This window comes from Billgrantia sp. NRB1, from assembly GCF_056921725.1.
This window is the reverse complement of record NZ_CM167783.1, coordinates 496,501-522,523: the sequence shown is the minus strand read 5'-3', so window position 1 is coordinate 522,523 and position 26,023 is coordinate 496,501. Positions and strand designations below refer to the sequence as shown.

Sequence of the window (26,023 nt, the reverse complement as noted above, 5' to 3'; positions counted from 1 at the left end):
GCCCCACGGCGCACCTGGACACCTATGAACCCGGATCTCGATGCTCTCAAGCCCTACCCCTTCGAGAAGCTCGCCGCGCTGAAGGCCGGCGTGACGCCTCCCGAGGGGCTGGCCCACGTGCCGCTGACCATCGGCGAGCCGCAGCACGCTCCCTATGCGGCGGCGCTGGAGGCCCTCGTGGCGCACCAGCAGGATTTCGCCCGCTACCCGGCGACCGCCGGTACGGACGCGCTGCGCGAGGCGATCGCCGACTGGGCAAGGCGACGCTTCGGACTCGCCAGTCTGGCCCCGGAGCATCAGGTGCTGCCGGTGAACGGCACGCGAGAGGCGATCTTCGCCTTCGTGCAGGCGGCGCTGGACCGCACCCGGCCGGCGAAGGTGGCGGTGCCCAATCCCTTCTATCAGATCTACGAGGGCGCCACCCTGTTGGCCGGGGGCGAGCCCCTCTATCTGGACTGCAGCGCCGAGCACGGCTTTCGCCCCGATTTCGCCAGCGTCCCGGCGGCGGTGTGGCGCGATGTACAGATTGTCTTCCTCTGCTCGCCGGGCAATCCCACCGGGGCGGTCACGCCCCTGGCGGAGTTCAAGACGCTCATCGAGCTGGCCGACGAACACGACTTTCTGATCGCCTCGGACGAGTGCTACTCGGAGCTCTACCTGGATGAGGAGGCCCCGCCGCCGGGGCTGCTGGAAGCCTGCGCCACCCTCGGCCGCCACGACTACCGGCGCTGCCTGGTCTTCCACTCGCTCTCCAAGCGCTCCAACCTGCCGGGACTGCGCTCGGGCTTCGTGGCCGGCGACGCTGAACTGGTCGCCGCCTTCAAGCGCTATCGCACCTACCACGGCTGCGCCATGGCCCTGCCCGTGCAACAGGCCTCGATCAGCGCCTGGCGCGACGAGACCCACGTGCGCGCCAACCGTGACGCCTACCGTGAGAAGTTCGCCGCCGTGACCGAGATCCTCGCGCCGGTCATGGACTTCCCCACCCCGGAGGCGAGCTTCTATCTGTGGCCGGCGGTGCCGGGGGGCGACGACGAGCGCTTTACCCGGGCACTATTCGCCGAGGAGCACGTCAGCGTGCTACCGGGCCGCTATATGGGACGTCCCGGGAGTGCCGTTCACAACCCCGGCGCCGGCCGAGTGCGTCTGGCGCTGGTCGCCGAGCTGGCCGCCACCGTGGAAGCGGCACGCCGCATTCGCCGTTTCATCGAAAGGAGCGCACGATGCTGACACTCTACGTGATCAAGAACTGCGATACCTGCCGTAAAGCGCGCAAGGCCCTGGAAACCCAGGGGATCCCCTATCAGGTGCATGATCTGCGTGACGACGGCCTCTCCGCGGCGCTGCTCGAGCATATTCTCCACCGGGTCCCGATGGTGGAGCTACTCAACAAGCGCAGCACCACCTGGCGCGAGCTTCCCGACGACGTCAAGCGCGAGGTCGACGCCAACAAGGCCCGCGAGCTGATGCTCGCCCATCCGACCCTGCTCAAGCGCCCGCTGCTGGAGACCAACGACGGGGACATCCTCGTCGGCTACCGCGACGGCGACTACGACAAACTCCAGGGCTGAGCCGCGGCTCGCCCCCACTCTTCAAGAGGATATCCCATGCTGAGCTTTGCACTTGGAATCGGCACCCAGAACACCCAGGGCGACTGGCTGGAGATCTACTATCCGGCGCCGCTGCTCAACCCGGACGACAGCCTGGCGAAGGCCGCCGCCGAGGCCCTGGACGCCCCGGAAGGCAACGCCGCCATCAGCTTCCTGCCCGAGCACTGCAGCGCCCTGGCCGCCGCCCTGCGCGATGCCGGCCACGCCGACCAGGCCGAGCTGGCCGAGTCCCTTGCCGCCAGCCAGCGCCCCCTGGTGGCCATGTTCCTAGCCGAGGATCTGCCGCCCCAGACGGCGCCGGAGGTCTACCTCAAGCTGCACCTGCTTTCCCATCGCCTGGTCAAGCCCCACGACCTGGACCTCACCGGCATGTTCGGGCTGCTGCGCAACGTGGCCTGGACCAGCGAGGGGCCTATCGATATCGAAGAGCTCCCGGCTCGCCGCCTCAAGGCGCGCCTGGAAGGCCGTACCCTCTCGGTGGACTGCGTCGACAAGTTCCCCAAGATGAGCGACTACGTGGTCCCCGGCGGCGTGCGCATCGGCGACACCGCCCGGGTGCGGCTGGGCGCCTACCTGGGTGAAGGCACCACCGTGATGCACGAAGGCTTCGTCAACTTCAACGCCGGCGCGGAAGGTCCCGGCATGATCGAGGGCCGCATCTCCGCCGGCGTGATGGTCGGCAAGGGCTCGGACCTGGGCGGCGGCTGCTCCACCATGGGCACCCTCTCCGGCGGCGGCAACATCGTCATCAAGGTCGGCGAGGGCTGCCTGATCGGCGCCAATGCCGGCATCGGCATCCCCCTGGGCGACCGCTGCACCGTGGAGTCGGGCCTCTATCTCACCGCCGGCGCCAAGGTGGTGCTGCTCGATGACCAGGGTCAGGAGGTCAAGACCGTGGCCGCCCGCGAGCTGGCCGGTCAGAGCGACCTGCTGCTGCGCCGCAACTCTCTCACTGGCCGCATCGAGTGCTTGACCAACAAGAGCGCCGTGGCGCTCAACGAAGCGCTGCACGCCAACCAGTGATTCCACCCTCCTGACCGCGGCGACGCCCTTGGCGTCGCCCGGCGACTGCCGGAAGCCCGCATGTCCCAAGACGCCCCCGACCTCTCTCCCACCCTCGCGCTCGCCTGCGAGCTGATCCGCCGCCCCTCGGTGACCCCCGACGACCTCGGCTGTCAGACGCTGATGATCGAGCGCCTCGAGCGCCTCGGCTTCCACATCGAGCGCCTGCCCTTCGGCGACGTGGAGAACTTCTGGGCGACCCACGGCCACCACGGCCCGGTGCTGGCCTTCGCCGGCCACACCGACGTGGTGCCTAGCGGCCCCCACGTGCACTGGGACACGCCCCCCTTCGAGCCGGTGATCGACGCCGAGGGCATGCTCCGGGGCAGAGGCGCTGCCGATATGAAGGGCAGCCTGGCGGCGATGATCACCGCGGTGGAGCGCTTCGTCACCGCCCATCCGGACCACCACGGCCGAATCGCCTTTCTGATCACCTCCGACGAGGAGGGCCCGGCGGTGGACGGCACCCGGGCGGTGGTCGAGCACCTGCGCGAGGCCCACGAGCGGCTCGACTACTGCGTCGTCGGCGAGCCCTCCTCCACCGAGGTGCTGGGCGATGTGATCAAGAACGGCCGGCGCGGGTCGCTGGGCGGCGTGCTGCACATCAAGGGCCAGCAGGGCCACGTGGCCTACCCCCACCTGGCACGCAACCCCATCCATCAGGCCATGCCGGCCCTGGACGCCCTGGTGGGCGAACACTGGGACGAGGGCAACGCCTTCTTCCCCGCCACCAGCTTCCAGATCTCCAATATCCGCGCTGGCACCGGCGCCACCAACGTGATCCCCGGCGACGTGGAGGTGGTGTTCAACTTCCGCTTCTCCACCGAAGTGACCCACGAGCAGCTGCGCTCACGCACCGAGGCCCTCCTCGATGCCCACGGCCTGGAGTACCAGCTCGACTGGACGCTCAACGGCGAGCCCTTCCTGACGGCCGAGGGGGAGCTGGTGGATGCCGCCCTGTACGGGGTCGAGGCGGCGCTCGGCCGCCGGGCGCAGCTCTCCACCTCGGGCGGCACCTCGGATGGGCGCTTCATCGCCACCCTGGGCAGCCAGGTGGTCGAACTGGGGCCCCGCAACGCGACCATTCACCAGGTCAATGAGCGGGTACGGGCCGCCGACCTCGACGACCTGAGCCGGGTGTACGAGGCGATCCTCGCCAAGCTGTTCGTCAACGGAACCGCCCAGCCCTGAGAGAGCCGTTATGCCAACCCAGCACGATAGCGAGACGCACTACCCGGATATCGAGATCTACCTGGCCCGGGCGCCGCTGGAGACGGTGAACGCCTGGCTGGGGGAGCGGCTGGATGCTCCCCCGCTGCGCGCCGCCGGCCGGCACAAGTGGCAGACCCGCGGCACCCACCAGGGCCGGTCCATCCCGGTACTGCTGGTAGAGAAGGCCGCCGACGGCTTCGCCAGCCTATGGTTCGACAGCGCCCATACCCCCTGGCCCCGCGACACCGACTGCGCCAGGGAAGCCGCCTCCCGGCTGGGCTGCGAGGTGCGCTGTTCGCTGGGCGGCTGGCAGCCCGGCGACGATCCGGACCGCTTCTGGCAGGTGCAGCCCGACGGCAGCGAAGGCGTCATCGACTGGCCCGACTCCGGCCAGTGACCCGAAACGACATCGGCCCGCACGTTCGACAACGTGCGGGCCGATGGTAACCAAGCGGTGTCTACGAGAGAGACGTCGCCAAGCGTTAGCCAGGCGCGTCGTTCAGGTAATCACCGTGACATCGTCGGCTTGCAGCCCTCTTTCATTCTCGATCACGTGGTAGCGCACCTTCTGGCCCTCGGCCAGGGTGCGGTGCCCGCGGCCGCGAATGGCGCGAAAGTGCACGAAGACGTCCTCGCCGCTGTCGCGCTTGATGAAGCCATAGCCCTTGTTGACGTTGAACCACTTGACCTCGCCGATCTCACGATCGTCGCTTTCGACCTCGGCCAGGTTGACCAGCTGCGGCGTCAGAGCGTTGACGGCCAGGGTGGCCAGCATCAACAGCACGAAGACCGCCGCCGCTACCGCCACATAGACCAGGGCGGTGCCGCCGACCTCGAGACTGGCGAACAGCTGGCGTGACAGATCGCCACCGGTAAGATGGACGAACAGCGCAATCAGCAGCGGCGCCGGCGCGGCGAGCAGCAGGCTGATCAAGCCACAGCGCAAAAAGACCTTTTGATTCATGGATTTGAAAGACTCTCTTGTAATGACATAGATAGAAGGTATTGACGCTGGTATCCGACTGCCTCGAGCGGGCAGCGGACACATCATCGGATGACGCGATAAACGGCATCACCCCAAGCGGGAGAATCTTATCATGAGCCATCAACGATCGCCTGACGAACTGGCGGGGCGACTGGATGCCCTGGAGAGCCGCGTTGCCTACCAGGAGCACTGGCTGGATACGCTGGATGCGGCCGTCGCCGCCCAGGAGCGGCGCCTGGCCCAGCTGGAACGCCTCAACGCGCTGATGCAGGAGAAGCTCCGCGAGCAGCAGCGAGCGCTGTACGAGCTGGATGCGGACGCCCCGCGGCCCCAGGACGAGGTGCCGCCGCACTACTAGCCGCTTCGCGGCAGCCGTAAGCCGTAAGCCGTAAGCCGTAAGCCGTAAGCCGTAAGCCAGCTTAAGGCCCCCAAGTCTTGCAGTACGGGGTTTCTTACAGCTTACAGCTCCGGGCGAAGCCCGGTTAGAGTTCGTCCAGATAACGCTCGGCGTCGAGTGCCGCCATGCAGCCGGTGCCGGCGGAGGTCACCGCCTGGCGGTAGACATGGTCCATGACATCGCCGGCGGCGAACACACCCGGCACGCTGGTGGCGGTGGCATTGCCGTCGAGGCCGGACTTCACCCGGATATAGCCGCCGGCCATCTCCAGCTGGCCCTCGAAGATCCCGGTGTTGGGACTGTGACCGATGGCGATGAAGAGCCCCGGCGCAGCGATCTCCTTGGTGTCACCCGTCTCGGTGGACTTGACCCGTACCCCGGTGACGCCGCTGGCATCGCCCAGCACCTCATCCAGGGTGTGGTTCCACTCCAGCACCACATTGCCGCTGGCGGCCTTCTCGAACAGCTTGTCCTGAAGAATCTTCTCGGCGCGCAGGCTGTCGCGACGATGCACCAGGGTAACCTTGGAGGCGATGTTCGACAGGTAGAGCGCTTCCTCCACGGCGGTGTTGCCGCCACCCACCACCACCACCTCCTGGTTGCGGTAGAAGAAGCCGTCACAGGTAGCGCAGGCCGAGACACCCTGGCCCATGAACTTCTGCTCCGAGGGCAGGCCGAGATAGCGGGCGCTGGCGCCGGTGGCGATGATCAGCGCGTCGCAGGTGTAGGTGCCGCTGTCGCCCTTGAGAGTAAAGGGCCGCTCCCTGAGCTCCACCTCGTGAATATGGTCGAACAGCACCTCGGTATCGAAGCGCTCGGCGTGGCGCTTCATCCGCTCCATCAGCTCGGGGCCCTGGACGCCGGCATCGTCTCCCGGCCAGTTATCCACGTCGGTGGTGGTGGTCAGCTGCCCTCCCGCCTGGATGCCGGTGATCAGCAGCGGCTTGAGATTGGCCCGGGCCGCATAGACGGCCGCGGTGTAGCCGGCCGGACCGGAGCCGAGAATGATCAGGCGCTCGTGACGCGCATCGCTCATGAAGAAACCTCGTCGCAATGAAGATGAAACAGGATCCGGCCATTGTAGCAGCCGTGACGGGGGCTACAGCACCTCATCGTCACGCCCCAGGCTTACCTCCTCCAGTTCACCGTCAACGAGCGAAACCGCAATCCGCAGCTGGATAGGGGCGCAGCAGTGCGGGCAGTCCTCCCAGGTCTCCTGGCTGCCCTGGGACACGTCGACCATCAGGTCGAAGGGCATGTCGCAGTAGGGACAATGTACCGGGCGGGTGTCGAGACGCTCTTCATGCATGGCTGACTCCCCTGTGATCGCCGAGTAGCCGTGACAGCGTGATAGTGAGTCGGCGCCCCTTCACGGCGAGGCGGCACCGAAACGACGGGCGGCGCTTGAAACCGGCGCCTATCATGACCATGTATTACCGATGGTCCCAGTAAGGTTCGTTCACTCCCACCGCGAACGCGAGAAGGAGAACCGCATGAGCAACGCATCCCTATCGGATACCCTGCAGACGCTCCAGGCCGGCGACGCCACCTACCACTACTATAGCCTGGCCAAGGCCGCGAAAGCGCTGGGCGACATCGACCGGCTGCCGATGACCCTCAAGATCCTGCTGGAGAACCAGCTGCGCTTCGCCGATGAGGAGGGGGTCGCACGCGAGGACATGCAGGCCCTGGTCGACTGGCAGAAGACCGCCAGCTCCGACCGCGAGATCGGCTACCGCCCGGCCCGGGTATTGATGCAGGACTTCACCGGCGTCCCCGGGGTGGTGGACCTCGCCTCCATGCGCGCCGCCGTGGAGGCCCTGGGCGAGGACCCGGCCCGGATCAACCCGCTCTCCCCGGTGGATCTGGTCATCGACCACTCGGTGATGGTGGACAAGTTCGGCAACCCCACGGCCTTCAGGGACAACGTGGCCATCGAGATGGAGCGCAACCATGAGCGCTACGCCTTCCTGCGCTGGGGCCAGCAGGCCTTCGACAACTTCCGGGTGGTGCCGCCGGGCACCGGCATCTGCCACCAGGTCAACCTGGAGTACCTGGGCAAGACGGTGTGGACCAAGGAGGTGGACGGCAAGACGCTGGCCTACCCCGACACCCTGGTGGGCACCGACTCCCACACCACCATGATCAACGGCCTCGGCGTGCTGGGCTGGGGCGTGGGCGGCATCGAGGCCGAGGCCGCCATGCTCGGTCAGCCGGTCTCCATGCTGATCCCCGAGGTGGTCGGCTTCAAGCTCACCGGCAAGCTGCGCGAGGGCATCACCGCTACCGATCTGGTGCTGACGGTCACCGAGATGCTGCGCGAGAAGGGCGTGGTGGGCAAGTTCGTGGAGTTCTACGGCGACGGCCTCAAGGACCTGCCGCTGGCCGACCGCGCCACCATCGCCAACATGGCGCCGGAGTACGGCGCCACCTGCGGCTTCTTCCCGGTGGACGACGAGACCCTCGCCTATATGCGCCTGACCGGCCGCGACGAGAGCCAGGTGGCGCTGGTAGAGGCCTACTGCAAGGCCCAGGGGCTATGGCGCGAGCCGGGCGCCGAACCGGTCTTCAGCGACACCCTGGCGCTGGACATGGGCGAAGTCGAGGCCAGCCTGGCCGGCCCCAAGCGGCCCCAGGACCGGGTCACCCTCAAGGACATGCAGGTGGCCTTCCAGAAGGTCATGGCCGACGACGGCAAGTCGGTCACCTCCTCCGAGGAGAAGGGCCGGCTGTTCTCCGAAGGCGGCCAGACCGCGGTGGGCGTCGAGGAGAGCTATGAGCACCATGACAGTCAAGCGGTGGACCTCGACGGCGAGGCCTTCCGCCTCGACCCCGGCGCCGTGGTGATCGCCGCCATCACCTCCTGCACCAACACCTCCAACCCCAGCGTGATGATGGCCGCCGGCCTGCTGGCCAGAAAGGCCCGCGAGAAGGGCCTGGCCACCAAGCCCTGGGTGAAGACCTCGCTGGCCCCGGGCTCCAAGGTGGTGACCGACTACCTGGCCGCCGGTGGCGTCCAGGAGGACCTCGAGGCCCTGGGCTTCCACCTGGTGGGCTACGGCTGCACCACCTGCATCGGCAACTCCGGCCCCCTGGCCGAGCCCATCGAGAAGGCCATCGAGGACGGCGACCTGGCCGTGGCCTCAGTGCTCTCGGGTAACCGCAACTTCGAGGGCCGCGTGCACCCGCTGGTCAAGACCAACTGGCTCGCCTCGCCGCCGCTGGTGGTGGCCTACGCCCTGGCCGGCAACGTCCAGCGCGACCTGACCCGCGAGTCGCTGGGGGTCGATCGCCACGGCAAACCGGTCTACCTCCAGGACATCTGGCCCACTCAGGCGGAGATCGCCGAGGCCGTGGAGACGGTCAAGACCGCGATGTTCCGCAAGCAGTACGCCGAGGTGTTCGACGGCGACGAGGTGTGGAAGGCCATCGACGTGCCCGATAGCGAGGTCTATCAGTGGTCTTCCGACTCCACCTACATCCAGCACCCGCCCTTCTTCGAGGGCATGGGCCGCGAGCCCGACGCCACCGAGGACGTCAAGGAGGCCCATATCCTGGCCATGCTGGGCGACTCGGTGACTACCGACCATATCTCGCCGGCCGGCGCCATCAAGCCCGACAGCCCCGCCGGCCGCTACCTGCAGGAGCGCGGGGTCAAGCCGGTGGACTTCAACTCCTACGGCTCACGGCGCGGCAACCACGAGATCATGATGCGCGGCACCTTCGCCAACGTGCGCATCAAGAACGAGATGCTCGACGGCGTGGTCGGCGGCGAGACCCGTCACGTGCCTTCCGGGGAGCAGATGGCGATCTATGACGCCGCCATGCGCTATCAGGAGAAGGGCACGCCGCTGGTGGTAATCGCCGGCAAGGAGTACGGCACCGGCTCCAGCCGCGACTGGGCCGCCAAGGGCACGCGCCTGCTCGGCGTGCGCGCCGTGCTGGCCGAGTCCTACGAGCGCATCCACCGCTCCAACCTGATCGGCATGGGCGTGGTGCCGCTTCAGTTCCCTGAAGGGGAAAGCCGCAAGAGTCTCGGCCTTACCGGCGACGAAAAGGTCTCCATCGAAGGGCTCGATGCTCTCACCCCGGGCGGCCAGGTCAAGGTGACCGTCAAGAGCGACAAGGGCGAGAAGAAGCTGGATGCGCTCTGCCGCATCGACACTGCCAATGAGCTGGCGTACTACCGCCACGGCGGCATCCTGCACTATGTGCTGCGCAAGATGATTGGGTCGGCCTGACAGGACGGCCTTACAGGCGGGCCTGAGGCCCGCCCCCATCACAGCAGTGAAAGCCCCCGACGGGGGCTTCTTTTCTTCGAGGTTCGAGGTTCGAGGTTCGGGCAGCATGCTAGCTCGACGCTCGAGCCCCGTCCTCCGTGGCTGTTCTCTAGAACGAGCGGCGGCGGTAGCGCCGATACTCCGGCGTCCAGCAGTTGCGCTCGATCGACTCGCGCAGCTTGATGCCGTCGGTCTTCAGGGCCACGCCCTCCTGCTGGGCCTGGGCGGCTACCTCGAAGGCGATCGCCTTGGAGAGCTCGCGAATCTGTGACAGCGGCGGCAGCAACGCGCCCTCGCCCTGCTTGACCAGCGGCGCCTCGCGGGCCAGCGCCCGGGAAGCGGTCATCAGCATCGCATCAGTGACGCGCTTGGCCCCGCTCGCCACCACGCCCAGGCCGATGCCGGGGAAGATATAGGCGTTGTTGCACTGGGCAATGGGGTAGGAGGTGCCGTCGTAGACCACCGGCTGGAAGGGGCTTCCGGTGGCCACCAGCGCCTGTCCGTCGGTCCAGTTGAGCACGTCCCAGGGGGTCGCCTCGGCCCGCGAGGTGGGGTTGGAGAGCGGCATGATCAGCGGCCGTTCGCAGCCGGCATGCATGGCTCGCACCACGTCCTCGGTAAAGATCCCTTTCTGGCCACAGACCCCGATGAGCACGGTAGGCTTCACCTGGCGGGCTACCTCCAGCAGCGACTGGCCATCCCAGCCCTCGGTGAGGGCAGGGTCGTGGGCCAGGCGGAGCTGAAAGTCGCGCAGCCACGCCTGGTCCGAGGTCACCAGGCCTTCCCGGTCGACCATGAAGATGCGGCTGCGCGCCTCCTTCTCGGAGAGCCCTTCGGCCTGCATGGCCACCACCACCTGCTCGGCGATACCGCAGCCGGCCGAGCCGGCCCCCACGAACACCACCCGCTGCTGGGCCATGCGCTCGCCGCGTGCCTGGCAGGCCGCCATCAGGGTACCCACGCAGACCGACGCGGTCCCCTGAACATCGTCATTGAAGCAGCACAGCTCGTTGCGGTAGCGCTCCAGCAGCGGCAGGGCATTGGCCTGGGCGAAGTCCTCGAACTGCAGCAGCACATTGGGCCAGCGCCGCTTCACCGCGGCAATGAAGGTCGCGATGAAGGCGTCGTACTCCTCCTGGGAAATGCGCGGATGCCGCCAGCCCATGTACATGGGGTCGTCGAGCAGCGCCTGATTGTTGGTGCCCACGTCGAGCATGATCGGCAGCGTATAGGCCGGGCTGATGCCGCCGCAGGCGGTATAGAGCGCCAGCTTGCCGATGGGGATGCCCATGCCGCCGATGCCCTGGTCGCCCAGCCCCAGGATGCGCTCACCGTCGGTGACCACGATGACCTTGACCCTGTCCTTGGTGGCACTGCGCAGGATGTCGTCCATGCGGTCGCGGTCGTTGTAGGCGATGAACAGCCCGCGATGGTTGCGATAGATATTGGAAAACTCTTCGCAGGCCTTGCCCACCGTCGGGGTATAAATGATCGGCAGCATCTCCTCGAGATGCTCCGAGACCAGGCGGTAGTAGAGGGTCTCGTTATCGTCCTGGATGGCACGCAGGTAGATGTGCCGGTCCAAGTCGCTATGGCACTGCCGGTACTGGCGATAGGCCCGCTCGAGCTGCTCTTCGATGGTCTCCACCGCCTGGGGCAGCAGGCCGATCAGGTTGAACTCGAGCCGCTCCTCCTGGGTGAAGGCGCTGCCCTTGTTGAGCAGCGGCATCTCGAGCAGCGGAGGGCCAGCATAGGGAATGTAGAGTGGGCGTTTGGGTTCGATGGTCATCTCTGATCTCGATGCAGTGACTGGAAACCGGGCCGTGGGCGCTCTACCGGCGCCTTAGGCCCCAACTCTACCATGCCCGAAACGCCAGCGCCCCGGGCTGAGCCGGGGCGCTGACAAGGCCATTGGGAGTTAACAGCCCTTGGCGACCGGCCGACGGGCCACTTCGCCCTCGAAGAACAGCGGGCGCAGTTTGACGCCGACCATGTTGCCGGCAAAGCCGGCCACCAGCCATACCCAGCCGTGCAGGCTGCCCGAAGCGATGCCGCTGAAATAGGCGCCGATATTGCAGCCGAAGGCCAGGCGCGCCCCGTAGCCAAGCATCAGCCCGCCAATCACTGCCGCCAGCAGCGATTTCAAGGGGATGCGGAAGTTCGGCGCGAAGCGGCCCGCCAGGGAGGCGGCGACCAGCGCCCCGACCATGATGCCGACGTTCATCACCGTGGTGATATCGCGCCACACGCTGGCCTGCAGCGCCGCGGCGTTGCCGGGCGACTGCCAGTACCCCCAGGCCGAGACATCACCGCCCAGCAGCTCGAAGCCCTTGGCCCCCCACAGCGCGAAGGCCGAGGTGATGCCCCAGGGCCGGCCGGCCAGGGCCAGGGTGACGTAGTTGAGCAGCGCCAACGCTACCGCGCCGGCCAGCAGCGGCCAGGGGCCGGTGAGCCAGCGCCGATTACCGACGTCGACCCTGGGCACCTGCTCCAGCTGGCCATGACGGCGTCGCTCCATCACCAAGGTCAGCGCGGCGATGGCGGCAAACAGTGCCAGGCTCACGGCGATGCCGCCAACGACGCCCGCCTCGGTGACCAGCGAAGTCGGCCGGAAGGCCGGCAGGCTCTGCCACCAGGCGAAGTGGGCGCTGCCGATCACCGAGCCGACGATGAAGAACAGCAAGGTGACGAGCATCCGGGCGTTGCCGCCGCCGGCGGTGAACAGGGTGCCCGAAGCACAGCCACCGCCCAGCTGCATGCCGAGGCCGAACAGAAAGGCGCCGACCACCACGGAAACACCGATGGGCGCCACGAAGCCAAAGACCGGCTGGCCGAACAGACTCCCGGCCCCCAGCGCCGGGAAGAACAGCACCACGGCAATGGCCAGCATCACCATCTGGGCGCGCAGACCACGCCCTCGGCGCTCGGTGATGAACACCCGCCAGGCGGCGGTGAAGCCAAAGGCGGCATGGTAGAGGACCATGCCCAGTAGTCCGCCCACCACCATCAGCAAGCCGGTACGAGCGCCAAAGGCCAGGCCAACCGCCAGGGCACCCAGCAGCAGCAGGCCGGCGGCACTGGCCGACAGGGAGAGCCGGAAACGCGAAGAAGCAGCGAGGTCACTCATGGCAGTCTCTCTGGATGGCATCAGGGAAGTCGGGACGCGATGATATCAAGCATGCTAATAACCTACACACAGAACGTAAAAGAATTCAGGGGACGGTCTTCAGGTCGAAAGCGAATAGATCGATCGGCGCTATCCGGCGGATAGGCATCGAGCATCGATGAGAACCGCGAAGGGGCCCTCGGGCCCCTTTCATCAAACAGGTATCATCCGACAAGGGGCCGACTAGATAAAACGTCCCAGCCCTGCCGCCACCCGTAGACGATCCATGAAGGGGGCGGCTTCGGCCCGGGCACGCTCGGCGCCTTTCTGCAGCACCCGCTCGATATGGGCGGGGTCTTCCATCAGCCCCTGGTAGCGCTCGCGCGGCTCACGCAGGTGCTCGTTGAGGTAGTCGAAGACCCGATTCTTGGCCTCGCCCCAGCCGATACCATTTTCGTAGTCGCGCCGCAGCTCGGCGCGCTGCTCCGGGGTCGCGAAGGCCGAGTAGATCTGGAACAGCGTGCAGGTGTCGGGATCCTTGGGCTCGCCCGGCTCCAGGGAGTTGGTCTTGATCTTGCGCACCAGCTTCAGCAGCTTCTTCTCGGAGACGAACAGCGGAATGGTGTTGTTGTAGCTTTTGGACATCTTGCGCCCGTCGAGGCCGTTCAGCGTCGCCACGTTGTCATCGACCACCGCCTCGGGCTGGGTGAAGTAGGCCCCCTGGTAGAGGTGGTTGAAGCGTCCGGCGATGTCGCGGGCCATCTCGATATGCTGGATCTGGTCGCGCCCCACGGGCACCCGGTGGGCGTTGAACATCAGAATGTCGGCGGCCATCAGCACCGGGTAGCCGAACAGGCCCATGGTGATGCCCTTGTCGGGGTCCTGATTGCCGGCGGCCTCGTTGTCGGCCACCGCCGCCTTGTAGGCGTGGGCCCGGTTCATCAGCCCCTTGGCGCAGACGCAAGAGAGCATCCAGGTGAGCTCAGGGATCTCGGGAATATCCGACTGCCGATAGAAGATGGCGTTGTCGGTATCCAGGCCCAGGGCCAACCAAGTGGCGGCGATCTCCAGGCGCGATGCCTGGACGCGCTTGGGGTCCTGGCACTTGATCAGCGCATGCAGATCGGCGAGGAAGTAGTAGGACTGGACCGTCGGATCCTGGCTGGCGGCGATAGCGGGCTTGATGGCGCCGACATAGTTGCCCAGATGGGGCGTACCGGTGGTGGTGATACCGGTGAGAACGCGGGTCTTCTCGGAAGCTGCACTCATGGAAAGCGGACTCTGCTGTCGGAAATGCCCGCTATGGTAACGCGAGGCCTCGATCAAGGCGACCGGCCAGGTAGGCAAGGCGGTGGCAAGTCCGCCGCGGCTTTCCCGGCGACAGGCCTTCGTGGAGGCGCTGTGAACCCATCCCTGGGCGCTACCGATGCCATCCCTGGCATCGGACCTCCACTACGGCCTGTCCCCGGCGCCGCTCGCAAGCGGCTGTACTCGACTCTCAACGCACCAGGCGGGCAGCGTCGACGCTCTCCAGGCCGAAGGCTTCGGCCACGGCGCGGTAGGTGACCTGGCCATCGTGGACGTTGAGCCCGGCTCGGAAGTGGGCGTCATCGGTCAGCGCCTGCTTCCAGCCCTTGTCGGCCAGGGCGATGACGAAGGGCATGGTGGCGTTGGTCAGCGCCTGGGTGGAGGTGCGCGCCACCGCCCCCGGCATATTGGCCACGCAGTAGTGCACCACGCCATCGACAATATAGGTCGGATCGGCGTGGGTGGTGGGCCGGCTGGTCTCGAAGCAGCCCCCCTGATCGATGGCCACATCCACCAACACGCTGCCCGGCGTCATCTCGGCGAGCATGGCGCGAGTGATCAGCTTGGGCGCGGCGGCGCCGGGAATCAGCACGGCGCCCACGATCAGGTCGCTCTCGCGCACCGCCTCGTCGATGGCATCGGCGGTGGAGAAGACCGTCTTAATGCGGCCCTGATAGCGGTCGTCGAGCACTTCCAGGCGCGGAATCGAGGTGTCCAGCACGGTGACGTCGGCGCCCAGCCCCAGCGCCATACGTGCGGCGTTCTCGCCCACCACGCCGCCACCGATCACCGCCACCCTGGCCGGCGCCACCCCGGGCACGCCGGGCAGCAGCACGCCGGCGCCGCCCTGGGCCTTCTCCAGGCTGTGGGCGCCGGCCTGAATGGCCATGCGCCCGGCCACGGTGCTCATCGGCGCCAACAGCGGCAGCCCACCCTGGGCATCGGTGACAGTCTCGTAGGCGATGCAGGTGGCCCCGCTTTGCATCAGGCCCTGGGTCAACCGCTCTTCGGCGGCGAGGTGCAGGTAGGTGAATAGCGTCTGGCCGGCGGCGAGGCGCGCCACCTCCTCCGGCTGGGGCTCCTTGACCTTGACGATCAGCTCGGCATCGCGCCACAGCGCCTCGATGTCGCCGTTCAGCATCGCCCCGGCGGCCTGGTAATCGCGGTCGGCGAACCCCGCTCCCTCGCCGGCACCGGCCTGCACGGCCACGACATGGCCGCGGGCCACTAGCTCCCGGGCACCGCTGGGGGTCAGGGCGACGCGATACTCATGGTTCTTGATCTCCTTGGGGACGGCAATCTTCATGGCACCTCCGGTGATGAAAGCGGGCAACGCTGCAGCATGCTGTCATTACAGCATAAACAGCTCATCCACGAAGGTTACACGGCATGGAATAGTAAAAAATCATATATTGCCGGCCGCCGACCGACGATTTTTCAGATTTTCAGGCACACCATCGCAAGATGCTCGGCCGACTACTCGGTCACCAGAGCCTCGCCATAAGTCGCCAGGTACTCTGCCGGCAGCCGTCTCGGCCGGCCGCTGGAAAGCTCGATGCAGGCGAAGCGGGTCCGCGCCCGCAGCAGGGTCCTGCCATCCTCGGGGCGCAAGAGCTGGAAGCGGCGGATCAGGGTCAGGCGACCGTCGCAGCCGACGATCCAGGTGGCCAGCCGCAGCCAGTCGCCCTCGAAGGCCGGGGCCAGGTAGTCCAGCTCATGGCGGTGCACGGCCATGGCCCGGTCCAGGGCCCGATACCGGGCCAGGTCCAGTCCCAGACGCTCGGAGTGGGCCCAGCTGACCCGCTCCACCCAGCGCAGGTACTCGGCGTTGTTGGCATGGCCGTACTCGTCGATGGCCGAGGCCTCGACGCGGATATCGATCACGAAGGGGTCGGGCAGATCCCAGCTCACCTCAGCGCTCCTTGTCGTCCCATTGGCGCTGCGTGCCGCAGTTCCAGCAGGTATCGAAGGCGCCCTCCAGCGGCTCGCCGCAGCCTGGACAGGTCCAGTCGGGTCGCTCGCTCACGCCTTCCAGGGCATCCTGGATCAGCGCCTCGGCCCGCTCGCGATTGTGCGGCGCGACCCACACCTCGGGTTCGCACTCACCCAGCGGCAGCTCGCCGGCACCGCCGCCGAGGGTCATATTGCGCAGCTCGGCGGGGATGTCAGCGGCTCTCAGCACGTTGTGCACATGGCTGACCAGCAGCGCATTGCTATGGGCGAAGACACGCACGTACTCGGGCGGCATCAGCATCAGTCCCGAAAGACGCGAACGCCCAGCGCCTTCAGATAGGCGGTCTCGGGGATCGCCGGATGCACCGGGTGGTCCGCCGCCTGGTGCCCCTGATAGATCAGTTGGCCGTGACGGTCCTGATGGCGCACCGCCCCGCGCACCACCTCCACCAGCCGCTCCGGCGCCAGATGCATGGAGCAGGAGGCAGAGAGCAGCAGGCCGTCGCGCCCCAGCAGGCGCATCGCCTCGCGGTTGAGCCGCGAATAGGCGCGCTCGCCGTTGGGAATGTCCTTGCGCTTCTTGATGAACGCCGGCGGGTCGAGGATCACCACGTCGAACTGCTCACCGTCCGCCTTGAGGGCCGCCAGGGCCTCGAAGGCATCGCCCTCGCCCACCGCCACCTGCTCATGAAGGCCGTTGAGGGCGGCATTGTCGGCGACGCGCTCCAGCGCCTGAGCGCTGGCATCCACGCAGAGCACCTCTCTGGCGCCGTGGGCGGCGGCCTGGATGCCCCACCCCCCCACGTAGCTGAACAGGTCGAGCACCCGCTTGCCCGCTACCAGGCCGTTGAGCCAGGCGCGGTTGGCGCGGTGATCGAAGAACCAACCGGTCTTCTGGCCGTCGAGCACCGGCGCCTCGAAGCGCACGCCGTTCTCCTCCAGCGGCACCGGCCCCTCAAGCGTCCCCTTGACCACCGTCACCCGGGACTCTAGCTGCTCCTGGCGGCGCCCGGAGGAGTCGTTCTTGAACACGATGACCCGAGGCGACAGCACCTTGTCCAGGGCCGCCACGACTTCCTCGGCGAGGCGCTCCATGCCCAGGGTATTGAGCTGCACCACCACCACATCGTCGAAGCGGTCGACCACCAGGCCGGGCAGCAGGTCGCCCTCGCCGTGCACCAGCCGATAGAAGGGCTTGGGATAGAGGCGTTCGCGCAGCGCCAGGGCCTGGTTGAAGCGATGCACCAGCAGCGAGCGGTCGAGGCGCATGTCGGCATCGCGGGAGACCACCCGGGCACAGATCAGCGAGTGCGGGTTGACGTAGGCCACGCCCATGGCCTTGCCGTTGGCGGCTTCCACCACCGCCTGGGCCCCGGCCTCGAAGCCTTGCAGCGGCGTGACCTGGGTGTCGACCTCGTTGGAGTAGAGCCACAGGTGGCCGGCCTTGAGGCGGCGGTCGGCGTTCTTCTTGAGGCGCAGGCGCTGGGTAACGGGGTTGGTCGTCATAAGATCGTCTCGGCTAGGCGGGCGATGGGCGCATCGGCCCGGGAAATCATCGAATCTGGCAATTCATCAGTGTTGGCAGCGACCACAGAAGACACTGGCGCGCTGCCCCAGCGTGACTCGGAGTAGCTCGGCGCCACAGCGCCGACAGGGTTCGCCGTCGCGACCGTAGACGTTGAGCCGCTGCTTGAAGTAGCCGGGTTCGCCGGTGCCGCCGACGAAGTCGCGCAGGGTGGTGCCGCCCTGCTGGATGGCCGCGGCCAGCACCTCCTTGGCCGCCGCGGCCAGCCGGTCGTAGCGCGGGCGGCTGATCCGCCCGGCGGCGCGACGGGGATCGATCCCGGCCAGAAACAGCGCCTCGGCGGCGTAGATATTGCCCACACCCACCACCACGGCATTGTCCATCAGGAAGGGTTTCACGCCGAGGCGACGCCCTCGTGACAGCGTATACAGCCGCTCACCGTCAAAGGCCTCGGAGAGCGGTTCCGGCCCCAGCCGCGCCAGCCGCGGGTCCCGTTCGGCGCTTCCCGCCAGCCAGTCGACGAAGCCGAAGCGGCGCGGGTCATGGTAGCGCAGCACGGCACCATCCTGGAGTACCAGGTCCAGGTGGTCGTGCTTCCTGGGCAGCTCCCCCAGCCGGACGATGCGCAGGCTCCCGGACATGCCCAGGTGCCAGATCAGCGCAGACGCCTCGCTCCCGGCCTCGGCCAACGGCATCAGCAGGTACTTGGCCCGCCGCCCCAGGCGACCGATATGCGCGCCCACCAGCCGGTCGATGAGATCATCCGGCACCGGCAGGCGCAGCCGCGGCTGGCGCACCACCACCTCGACGATCTCGCGCCCCTCCACGTGGGGGGCGATACCGCGGCGGGTGGTTTCGACTTCGGGCAGTTCGGGCATGGCGGCGCTCAACGGCTGGACGAGCGGAGCTCAGATACGCCTGAACCCGACCGCGGGGCCGGGTTCAGGAGGACAGGCGGGTTAGGGCCTGCGGTGGAAGCGATCAAGCCTTACTTGATCTTGGCTTCCTTATACATCACATGCTTGCGGACCACCGGATCGTACTTTTTGAACTCGAGCTTGTCCGGAGTGTTCCGCTTGTTCTTGTCGGTGGTGTAGAAGTGGCCGGTACCGGCGCTGGACACCAACTTGATCTTGTCACGCATGACTGCTGTCTCCCTGGAGTGGTTCGCTTAGACGGCTTCGCCGCGCTTGCGCAGATCGCTGAGCACCGCGTCGATGCCGCGCTTGTCGATGATGCGCATGCCCTTGGAGGAGACGCGCAGCTTGACGAAGCGACCCTCGGACTCCACCCAGAAGCGATGGCTGTGCAGGTTCGGCAAGAAACGACGGCGGGTCTTGCGCTGGGAGTGTGAAACGTTATTACCGGTCACCGGGCGCTTGCCGGTAACCTGACATACTTTGGACATTGGAGCCTCCAACCGCTTGGCCAGGTAGATCAGTACCTGAGTGTTCAAAACCTGTCGGGCAAACCGGGCGATCCCGCGAAAGTTAACCCCAGGGAATTCAAAGGCTGCACTTTATACCAGACCATCGCGCCACTGGCAACATCGACCTACCAGCGTGCGAACCGCGCGAGCGAAGGCCAGACAAGGCGAACCTCGCTGAGCAAGCGGAGTTTAGCCTGCTAAATGAGCATTGCGAAGCGAGGTTCAACGCCGTATGGCCGAGCGCAGCCGGTTCCTTACCGCATCAAAGCCAGCCGCGCTCGGCGAAGGAAACCACCTCCCCATCGCCCACCACGAAATGATCCAGTACCCGGACCTCGAACAGCCCCAGGGCCTCACGCAGGCGCTCGGTGATGCGCCGGTCGGCGTCAGACGGCTCGGCCACCCCGGAGGGGTGGTTGTGGGCGAAGATGATCGCGCCAGCGCCCAGCTCCAGGGCGCGCTTCGCCACTTCCCGGGGGTAGACCGAGGCGCTATCCAGGGTACCGCGGAACAGCGACTCGAAGCGGATCACCCGATGCTGGCTGTCGAGAAACAGGGCGGCGAACTCCTCGTGGCCCAGGTGGCGCAGCTGCGAGGCGAGATAGGCCCGCACCAGCGTTGGCGATGTCAGGGCGTTGCCGCGGGCCAGCTGGCTGGCCAGGTGGCGACGCGACAGCTCCAGGGTCGCCTGCAGCTGAACGAACTTGGCCGTGCCCAGGCCGCGCTCGGCGCAGAAGCGCTCCCGCTCGGCCTCGAGCAGCGGGCGCAGGCCACCGAACGCCGTCAGCAGGTCCCGCGCCAGGTCCACCGCCGAGCGGCCGGCCACCCCCACGCGCAGAAAGATCGCCAGCAGCTCGGCATCGGACAGCGCCTCCGGCCCCAGCGCCAGCAGCTTTTCCCGGGGGCGCTCGCCCTCCGGCCAGTCACGAATCGACATCCCTGTCTCCTCCCTGGGTTGTACTCCACTCCGGCGCCAGCCACGGCCCGGAGGCATCGACGGGTGGCGCTGGCTTGCAGTGTAGTCAATCGAGGGCGACCTGCCGCGGCTGCGCGGGTGACGTCGCGGTGGTAAGGTAGGCGGTCGGATTTCACCGTGGGATTCAGCCATGTCTACGCCGTCGGATCGCCGGGACGCCGGCCGCCGGGACGCCGGCCGCCGGATCGCCGGCCGCAATATACTGCTTGGCATCAGTGCCGGCATCGCCGCCTACAAGAGCGCACAGCTCGCCCGCCTGCTCAAGCAGGCGGGAGCCGAGGTGCGGGTGGTCATGACCGAGGGCGCCCAGGCCTTTATTACGCCGCTGACCTTGCAGGCGCTCTCCGGCGAACCCGTCCGTACCTCGCTGCTCGACCCCGAGGCGGAGGCCGGCATGGGCCATATCGAGCTGGCCCGCTGGGCGGATCTGATCCTGATCGCCCCGGGCACCGCCGACCTGATGGCGCGCCTGGCCGCCGGCATGGCGGACGACCTGCTCACCACCCTGTGCCTGGCCAGCGACGCCGAGAAGGTCATGGCGCCGGCCATGAATCAGGCCATGTGGCGGCATGTGGCCACCCAGCGCAACGCGCAGCAGCTGATCGACGACGGCTGGCGGCTGCTGGGGCCGGACAGCGGGGACCAGGCCTGCGGCGACGTCGGCCCGGGGCGCATGCTCGAGCCCGAGGCGATCCTCACCGCCCTGGACGCCGCCGCCGACACCGGGCCTGCCGTCGGGCCGGAGCCGGCCCGGGGCCTGCATATCGTGATCACCGCCGGGCCGACCCGCGAGCCGCTGGATCCGGTGCGCTATCTCTCCAACCACAGCTCCGGCAAGATGGGCTACGCCCTGGCCGAGGCCGCCGCCGCCCTGGGTGCACGGGTCACCCTGATCAGCGGCCCGGTGTCGCTGGCGACGCCCGAAGGCGTGGAGCGCCTCGACGTGGAGACGGCCGTCGAGATGGACGAGGCCGCCCGGCGGCTCGCCGAGGGCTGCGACATCTTCATCGGCTGCGCGGCGGTGGCCGACTACCGGGCACAGACCCTGGCCGAGCACAAGATCAAAAAGACCGAGGGCGAGGACGGGCTGACCCTGAAGCTGGTCAAGAATCCCGATATCATTGCCGGCGTCGCCGCCCGCCGCGACGCGGCGACCCGCCGCCCCTTGGTGGTGGGATTCGCCGCCGAGACCCGCGACCTGGAACGCTACGCCCGCGACAAGCTGACCCGAAAGGGGCTGGACATGATCGTCGCCAACGATGTCTCCCAGGCGGGGCTCGGCTTCGGCGCCGACGACAACGCCGCCCTGCTGATGTGGCGCGACGGCGAGGGTGAAGGCGGCGAAGCGCTGGCGCCCCAGCCCAAGGCCCAGCTGGCCCTGGCCGTCATCGAGCGGGCGCTCGACTGCCTGCCCGAGCGCCCGGCCCACTGACCCCGACTGAATTCGCTGCAACGGAAGCCCCGATGACCGACACGACACCCCCTTCTTCTCTCGACCGGCCGCGGCTCGCCGTCAAGCTGCTCGACGAGCGCCTGCGCGACTACCTGCCCCGCTACGCCACCGACGGGGCAGCCGGCATGGACCTCCGCGCCCTGCTCGACGCCCCCCTGACCCTCGAACCCGGCCAGTGCGAGCTGGTGCGCACGGGCCTGGCCATCCATATCGCCGACCCCGGGCTTGCCGGCATGATCCTGCCCCGCTCGGGGCTCGGCCACAAGCACGGCATCGTGCTCGGCAACCTGGTGGGCCTGATCGACTCCGACTATCAGGGCGAGCTGATGATCTCCACCTGGAACCGCGGCAACGCTCCCTTCGTGCTGGAGCCCTTCGAGCGCCTGGCCCAGTATGTGCTGGTGCCGGTGGTGCAGGCCGAGCTCGAGGTCGTCGACGACTTCGAGGCCAGCCTGCGCGGCGTGGGCGGCTTCGGCAGCTCGGGCCGCCACTGATTGCCAAGGATACGACCCATGACAGCTGACCCGACCCCGACCGTTTCCGCCTCGATCTTCCGCGCCTACGATATTCGCGGCATCGTCGACGACACCCTCACCGAGGCGAGCGTGGAGCAGATCGGCCACGCCATCGGCAGCGAGGCCGCCGCCCGCGGCGAAGCCACCGTGGTGGTGGCCCGCGACGGCCGCCTCTCCGGGCCGCGCCTGGCCGCCGCCCTGACCCGCGGCCTCAACGCCGCCGGTCGCGACGTCATCGATATCGGCATGGTGCCCACCCCGGTGCTCTACTTCGCCACCCATGTGCTCGACGGCACCGCCTCCGGGGTGATGGTCACCGGCAGCCACAACCCCCCGGACTACAACGGCTTCAAGATCGTGCTCGGCGGCGAGACCCTCTCCGGCGAGGCGATCACCTCGCTCTACCGGCGCATCGCCGACGGCGACCTGACCGAGGGCCAGGGCAGTGTGCGCGAAGAGGACGTGCGCGAGGCCTATCTGGCGCGCATCCTCGATGACGTCCGGCTCGACCGCCCGCTCAAGGCGGTGGTGGACTGCGGCAACGGCGTGGCCGGCGAGCTGGGCCCGGCGCTGATCGAGAGGCTCGGCGCCGAGACGGTCCCGCTGTTCGCCGAGATCGACGGCACCTTCCCCAACCACCATCCGGATCCGGGCAAGCCGGAAAATCTGGTCGACCTGATCCGCACCGTGAAGGAGACCGATGCCGACATCGGCCTGGCCTTCGACGGCGACGGCGACCGCCTGGGGGTGATCACCCCCGCCGGCGAGCTGATCTACCCCGACCACCTGATGATGGCCTTCGCCGAGGACATGCTCTCCCGCAACCCCGGCGCCAAGGTGATCTTCGACGTCAAGTGCACCGGCAACCTGGCCCGGGTGATCGATGAGGCCGGCGGCACCCCCGAGATGTGGCGCACCGGCCACTCCCTGATCAAGGCGCGCATGAAGGAGACCGGCGCGCCGCTCGCCGGGGAGATGAGCGGGCACATCTTCTTCAAGGAACGCTGGTACGGCTTCGACGACGGCCTCTACGGCGCCGCCCGACTGCTGGAGATCCTCTCCCATCAGGGCGACGACGCCGACACCTTCTTCGCCCGCTACCCCCAGGACATCGGCACCCCGGAGATCAACGTCACCGTCACCGACGAGACCAAGTTCGAGCTCGTGGCGAAGCTGGCCCGGGAAGGCGACTTCGGCGACGACGGCGTCAAGACCACCCTGGACGGCATCCGCGTCGACTATCCCGACGGCTGGGGCCTGTGCCGGGCTTCCAACACCACCCCGGTGCTGGTGCTGCGCTTCGAGGGCAAGAGCGAGGCCGCCCTCGAGCGCATCCGTAACCGCTTCGCCAAGGCCCTGCAGCAGGTGGACCCGACCCTGTCGCTGCCGCACTGAGCGGCCGCGACCCCGCATTCGAAAGGAATCCGCTCATGACCGAACAGACCCGCGACCCCCGCCTGGTAGTCGAGGTACTCTCCGAGGCGCTGCCCTATATCCAGCGCTTCTCCGGCAAGACCGTGGTGGTCAAGTACGGCGGCAACGCCATGACCGAGGACACCCTGATCGACTCCTTCGCCCGCAACATGGTGCTGATGAAGGAGGTGGGCATCAATCCGGTGGTGGTCCACGGCGGCGGCCCGCAGATCGGCGACCTCCTGGCCAAGCTCAAGATCGAGTCGCGCTTCGTCAATGGCATGCGGGTCACCGACGCCGAGACCATGGACGTGGTAGAGATGGTACTGGGCGGGCTGGTCAACAAGGGCATCGTCAACCTGATCAACCAGTGCGGCGGCAAGGCGATCGGTCTGACCGGCAAGGACGGCAGTCAGATCCGCGCCCGCCAGCTCAAGGTGGAGCATCAGACCCCGGAGATGACCGTCCCCGAGATCATCGACATCGGTCACGTCGGCGAGGTGGAGCATATCTCCACGGACCTCATCGAGATGCTCGCCGAGCGGGACTTCATTCCGGTGATCGCGCCCATCGGCGTCGACGAGGCGGGGCACAGCTACAACATCAACGCCGACCTGGTGGCCGGCAAGGTGGCCGAGGCGCTCTGTGCCGAGAAGCTGATGCTGCTGACCAACGTGGCCGGGCTGATGAACGCCGAGGGCGAGGTGCTCACCGGGCTCACCACCGCCCAGGTGGACGCCCTGATCGCCGACGGGACCATCCACGGCGGCATGCTGCCCAAGATCCGCTGCGCCCTGGAAGCGGTCAAGGGCGGCGTGGCCAGCGCCCATATCATCGACGGCCGGGTGCCTCATGCCACCCTGCTGGAGATCTTCACCAACGCCGGTGTCGGCACCCTGATCACCGACGCCGAGTCGCCGGGCCAGGGCGCTGACTGACCCCGCAGCCTGGTCCGGGCGGTGACGCTCGAATCAGGATGTCGCAAGGCTCATCATCGAATCGGACAACCAAGAAGAACCGACCAACATGACGCAGGCAACCCCCCCTCCCAGCCGGCGCGAGCAGATCCTGCAGGCGCTCGCCCTGATGCTGGAGGAAGACAGTGGAAAACGCATCACCATCGCGGCCCTGGCCCGGCAAGTGGGCGTCTCCGAGGCCGCGCTCTATCGCCACTTTCCCAGCAAGGCGCGGATGTTCGAAGGGCTGATCGGCTTCATCGAGGAGTCGCTGTTCGAACGCATTACCCGTATCCTGGAGGAGGTACCCGAGGCGGTGCCACGCTGCGGGCAGATTCTTACCCTGCTGCTCGCCTTCGCCGAGAAGAACCCGGGGCTTTCGCGGCTGCTCGACGGCGGCGTGCTCACCGGTGAGACGGCGCGGCTGCGGCTGCGTATCCACCAGCTGTTCGAGCGCCTCGAGACCCAGCTCAAGCAGGTGCTGCGCGAGGCCGAGCTGCGCGAGGGGCGTCGCACCCGGCTACCGGCCTCGGCCACCGCCAACCTGCTGCTGGCCCACGCCGAGGGGCGCATCGCGCAGTACGTGCGCAGCGACTTCCAGCGCCGCCCCACCGAGCACTGGGAGGATCAGTGGGCGCTGCTCTCGGCCCAGCTGCTGCGAGAGAGCCCGCAGACGGTATAAAGGAAAGGTTCATCGCAGACTGGCGTGAACTTACCCTGTAGGAGGGAGCTTCAGCTCGCGAAGTAGCGCGCAGCGCTACCCATGGGGCGCCTGCGGCGCCTTCGCCCGGCAGAGCCGGCCTCCCACCATAAAGCCTGCCAAGCATGTTCACGCTAAAGCGCGAAGCGCCAAACAAAAAGGAGCAAGCCAAGGGGTTACCTTGAGGCTTGCTCCTCGTCGCTTGTCACTCGGTGCTCTTACGCCGCCAGGGTATCGCCCAGCTGCTGCTTGAGCTTCTTCATGGCGTTCTTTTCAAGCTGGCGGATGCGCTCGGCGGAGACGCCGTAGACGTCGGCCAGCTCGTGCAGGGTCGCCTTGTCCTCTCCCAGCCAGCGCTGCTGCAGGATATCGCGGGAGCGATCGTCCAGGGCCGAGAGCGCGGTCTGTAGCCGGCGACTGGCATCGTCTTCCCAGTCGCTGTCCTCCAGCTGCGAGGCCGGATCCGCGCCGGTGTCGTCCAGGAAATGCACCGGCGCCTGGTAGGCCGACTCTTCGTCGTCACCGGGCGAGGCATCGAAGCCGGCATCGTGGGCCGACAGCCGCCCCTCCATCTCGCGCACCACCTCCGGCTTGACGTCGAGGTCCTTGGCGATGGCGTCGACCTCGTCGTTGTTGAGCCAGGCCAGGCGCTTCTTGGCGCTGCGCAGGTTGAAGAACAGCTTGCGCTGGGCCTTGGTGGTGGCGATCTTGACGATGCGCCAGTTGCGCAGCACGAACTCGTGAATCTCGGCCTTGATCCAGTGCACGGCGAAGGAGACCAGGCGCACGCCCTGGTTGGGATCGAAACGCTTGACCGCCTTCATCAGGCCGACGTTGCCTTCCTGGATGAGGTCGGCCTGGGCCAGCCCGTAGCCGGAGTAGCTGCGCGCGATATGCACGACGAAGCGCAGGTGCGACAGCACCAGACGGCGCGCCGCTTCCAGGTCGCCCTCGTCGTGCAGGCGAAAGGCCAGCTCGCGCTCCTCCTCGGCGGTCAGCATCGGAATGGTGTTGACCGCCTGGATGTACCCGTTCAGGTCATGCCCTGGGGATAGTTGACCCACCGGCAGAAGACTGGTGCTCATGTGCAGGGTGTCTCCCTTTGAACCGTACATGCATGGTATTCGGTGTCGCCGCCTTTGA

27 protein-coding genes are annotated in these 26,023 nt (G+C 67.4%); 12 read left to right on the top strand and 15 right to left on the bottom strand.

All coding sequences use genetic code 11. The features are described 5' to 3' along the window. The first annotated feature begins 24 nt into the window (after positions 1-24). From dapC to ACZIYR_RS02330, 5 genes are read left to right on the top strand one after another with little or no spacing between them, the layout of a single operon-like run. Positions 25-1,230, top strand: coding sequence for a succinyldiaminopimelate transaminase (gene dapC, locus ACZIYR_RS02350; RefSeq protein WP_483528080.1), 1,206 nt, complete (start codon positions 25-27; stop codon positions 1,228-1,230). Further along, positions 1,224-1,571: an ArsC family reductase gene (locus ACZIYR_RS02345; protein ID WP_473032247.1), complete on the top strand. Its 348-nt coding sequence runs from the start codon at positions 1,224-1,226 to the stop codon at positions 1,569-1,571. Before dapC ends, ACZIYR_RS02345 begins: the two co-directional genes overlap by 7 nt. Before the next feature lie 36 nt (positions 1,572-1,607). Then, a complete protein-coding gene (gene dapD / locus ACZIYR_RS02340; RefSeq protein ID WP_473032246.1) occupies positions 1,608-2,633 on the top strand; it encodes a 2,3,4,5-tetrahydropyridine-2,6-dicarboxylate N-succinyltransferase in 1,026 nt (341 codons plus the stop codon). A 60-nt stretch (positions 2,634-2,693) separates the two neighbouring features. Continuing rightward, positions 2,694-3,863: a succinyl-diaminopimelate desuccinylase gene (gene dapE, locus ACZIYR_RS02335; RefSeq protein WP_473032245.1), complete on the top strand. Its 1,170-nt coding sequence runs from the start codon at positions 2,694-2,696 to the stop codon at positions 3,861-3,863. Between the two features lie 10 nt (positions 3,864-3,873). After that, positions 3,874-4,281 carry a hypothetical protein gene (locus tag ACZIYR_RS02330; protein ID WP_483528079.1) on the top strand — a complete coding sequence of 136 codons (408 nt, stop codon included), beginning with the start codon at positions 3,874-3,876 and terminating at the stop codon, positions 4,279-4,281. A gap of 102 nt (positions 4,282-4,383) precedes the next feature. Here the strand turns inward: ACZIYR_RS02330 and ACZIYR_RS02325 are convergent, their stop codons facing one another. Continuing rightward, positions 4,384-4,848: a cold-shock protein gene (locus ACZIYR_RS02325; RefSeq protein WP_473032244.1), complete on the bottom strand. Its 465-nt coding sequence runs from the start codon at positions 4,846-4,848 to the stop codon at positions 4,384-4,386. A gap of 133 nt (positions 4,849-4,981) precedes the next feature. Between ACZIYR_RS02325 and ACZIYR_RS02320 the strand changes: the two genes are divergently transcribed. Then, the gene (locus ACZIYR_RS02320; protein ID WP_473032243.1) at positions 4,982-5,227 is read left to right on the top strand and encodes a SlyX family protein; all 246 of its coding nucleotides are present in this window, start codon (positions 4,982-4,984) and stop codon (positions 5,225-5,227) included. Positions 5,228-5,351: 124 nt separating this feature from the next. On the opposite strand, the gene trxB is transcribed toward ACZIYR_RS02320, so the two are convergent. Beyond that, complete coding sequence (trxB, locus tag ACZIYR_RS02315) at positions 5,352-6,302, bottom strand: thioredoxin-disulfide reductase (RefSeq protein WP_473032242.1); 951 nt, start codon at positions 6,300-6,302, stop codon at positions 5,352-5,354. Positions 6,303-6,365: 63 nt separating this feature from the next. Continuing rightward, entirely contained in the window at positions 6,366-6,575 is a 210-nt protein-coding gene (locus ACZIYR_RS02310) for a zinc ribbon domain-containing protein (RefSeq protein ID WP_473032241.1), read from the bottom strand. Positions 6,576-6,759: 184 nt separating this feature from the next. Here ACZIYR_RS02310 and acnA point away from each other — a divergent pair, with 184 nt between their 5' ends. After that, positions 6,760-9,507, top strand: coding sequence for an aconitate hydratase AcnA (gene acnA / locus ACZIYR_RS02305; protein WP_483528078.1), 2,748 nt, complete (start codon positions 6,760-6,762; stop codon positions 9,505-9,507). Between the two features lie 148 nt (positions 9,508-9,655). Here the strand turns inward: acnA and ACZIYR_RS02300 are convergent, their stop codons facing one another. The 11 genes from ACZIYR_RS02300 to radC form a co-directional block, all read right to left on the bottom strand. After that, positions 9,656-11,335: an NAD-dependent malic enzyme gene (locus ACZIYR_RS02300; protein WP_483528077.1), complete on the bottom strand. Its 1,680-nt coding sequence runs from the start codon at positions 11,333-11,335 to the stop codon at positions 9,656-9,658. A gap of 129 nt (positions 11,336-11,464) precedes the next feature. Then, positions 11,465-12,673 (bottom strand): YeeE/YedE family protein, encoded by a 1,209-nt coding sequence (locus ACZIYR_RS02295; RefSeq protein ID WP_483528076.1) that lies wholly within the window; start codon positions 12,671-12,673, stop codon positions 11,465-11,467. 222 nt (positions 12,674-12,895) lie between these two features. After that, positions 12,896-13,921 (bottom strand): tryptophan--tRNA ligase, encoded by a 1,026-nt coding sequence (gene trpS, locus ACZIYR_RS02290; RefSeq protein WP_473032240.1) that lies wholly within the window; start codon positions 13,919-13,921, stop codon positions 12,896-12,898. 229 nt (positions 13,922-14,150) lie between these two features. Continuing rightward, complete coding sequence (gene ald, locus ACZIYR_RS02285; protein WP_483528075.1) at positions 14,151-15,266, bottom strand: alanine dehydrogenase; 1,116 nt, start codon at positions 15,264-15,266, stop codon at positions 14,151-14,153. Between the two features lie 170 nt (positions 15,267-15,436). Continuing rightward, on the bottom strand, positions 15,437-15,871 hold the full coding sequence (locus ACZIYR_RS02280; RefSeq protein ID WP_483528074.1) for an acyl-CoA thioesterase: 435 nt from the start codon (positions 15,869-15,871) through the stop codon (positions 15,437-15,439). A gap of 1 nt (position 15,872) precedes the next feature. Beyond that, on the bottom strand, positions 15,873-16,208 hold the full coding sequence (locus ACZIYR_RS02275) for a putative signal transducing protein (protein ID WP_483528073.1): 336 nt from the start codon (positions 16,206-16,208) through the stop codon (positions 15,873-15,875). A 5-nt stretch (positions 16,209-16,213) separates the two neighbouring features. Then, positions 16,214-17,419 carry a class I SAM-dependent rRNA methyltransferase gene (locus ACZIYR_RS02270; RefSeq protein WP_483528072.1) on the bottom strand — a complete coding sequence of 402 codons (1,206 nt, stop codon included), beginning with the start codon at positions 17,417-17,419 and terminating at the stop codon, positions 16,214-16,216. Positions 17,420-17,485: 66 nt separating this feature from the next. Then, a complete protein-coding gene (mutM, locus tag ACZIYR_RS02265) occupies positions 17,486-18,316 on the bottom strand; it encodes a bifunctional DNA-formamidopyrimidine glycosylase/DNA-(apurinic or apyrimidinic site) lyase (RefSeq protein ID WP_483528071.1) in 831 nt (276 codons plus the stop codon). 110 nt (positions 18,317-18,426) lie between these two features. Further along, positions 18,427-18,582: a 50S ribosomal protein L33 gene (rpmG, locus tag ACZIYR_RS02260; RefSeq protein WP_016417370.1), complete on the bottom strand. Its 156-nt coding sequence runs from the start codon at positions 18,580-18,582 to the stop codon at positions 18,427-18,429. A 27-nt stretch (positions 18,583-18,609) separates the two neighbouring features. After that, positions 18,610-18,846: a 50S ribosomal protein L28 gene (gene rpmB, locus ACZIYR_RS02255; RefSeq protein WP_473032234.1), complete on the bottom strand. Its 237-nt coding sequence runs from the start codon at positions 18,844-18,846 to the stop codon at positions 18,610-18,612. Between the two features lie 283 nt (positions 18,847-19,129). Continuing rightward, positions 19,130-19,804 (bottom strand): RadC family protein, encoded by a 675-nt coding sequence (gene radC, locus ACZIYR_RS02250; RefSeq protein WP_473032233.1) that lies wholly within the window; start codon positions 19,802-19,804, stop codon positions 19,130-19,132. Between the two features lie 169 nt (positions 19,805-19,973). On the opposite strand from radC, the gene coaBC reads away from it, so the two are divergent. The 5 genes from coaBC to slmA all read left to right on the top strand — a co-directional run bounded on the left by coaBC (position 19,974) and on the right by slmA (position 24,862). After that, positions 19,974-21,275 carry a bifunctional phosphopantothenoylcysteine decarboxylase/phosphopantothenate--cysteine ligase CoaBC gene (coaBC, locus tag ACZIYR_RS02245; protein WP_483528070.1) on the top strand — a complete coding sequence of 434 codons (1,302 nt, stop codon included), beginning with the start codon at positions 19,974-19,976 and terminating at the stop codon, positions 21,273-21,275. Positions 21,276-21,307: 32 nt separating this feature from the next. Next, positions 21,308-21,790 (top strand): dUTP diphosphatase, encoded by a 483-nt coding sequence (dut, locus tag ACZIYR_RS02240; RefSeq protein ID WP_473032231.1) that lies wholly within the window; start codon positions 21,308-21,310, stop codon positions 21,788-21,790. A gap of 18 nt (positions 21,791-21,808) precedes the next feature. Next, complete coding sequence (locus ACZIYR_RS02235; protein WP_483528069.1) at positions 21,809-23,206, top strand: phosphomannomutase/phosphoglucomutase; 1,398 nt, start codon at positions 21,809-21,811, stop codon at positions 23,204-23,206. A 35-nt stretch (positions 23,207-23,241) separates the two neighbouring features. Further along, the gene (gene argB, locus ACZIYR_RS02230; RefSeq protein ID WP_483528068.1) at positions 23,242-24,162 is read left to right on the top strand and encodes an acetylglutamate kinase; all 921 of its coding nucleotides are present in this window, start codon (positions 23,242-23,244) and stop codon (positions 24,160-24,162) included. An 88-nt stretch (positions 24,163-24,250) separates the two neighbouring features. Continuing rightward, on the top strand, positions 24,251-24,862 hold the full coding sequence (gene slmA, locus ACZIYR_RS02225) for a nucleoid occlusion factor SlmA (protein ID WP_473032230.1): 612 nt from the start codon (positions 24,251-24,253) through the stop codon (positions 24,860-24,862). A 236-nt stretch (positions 24,863-25,098) separates the two neighbouring features. Here the strand turns inward: slmA and rpoH are convergent, their stop codons facing one another. After that, complete coding sequence (gene rpoH / locus ACZIYR_RS02220; RefSeq protein ID WP_473032229.1) at positions 25,099-25,965, bottom strand: RNA polymerase sigma factor RpoH; 867 nt, start codon at positions 25,963-25,965, stop codon at positions 25,099-25,101. Between the last annotated feature and the right edge of the window lie 58 nt (positions 25,966-26,023).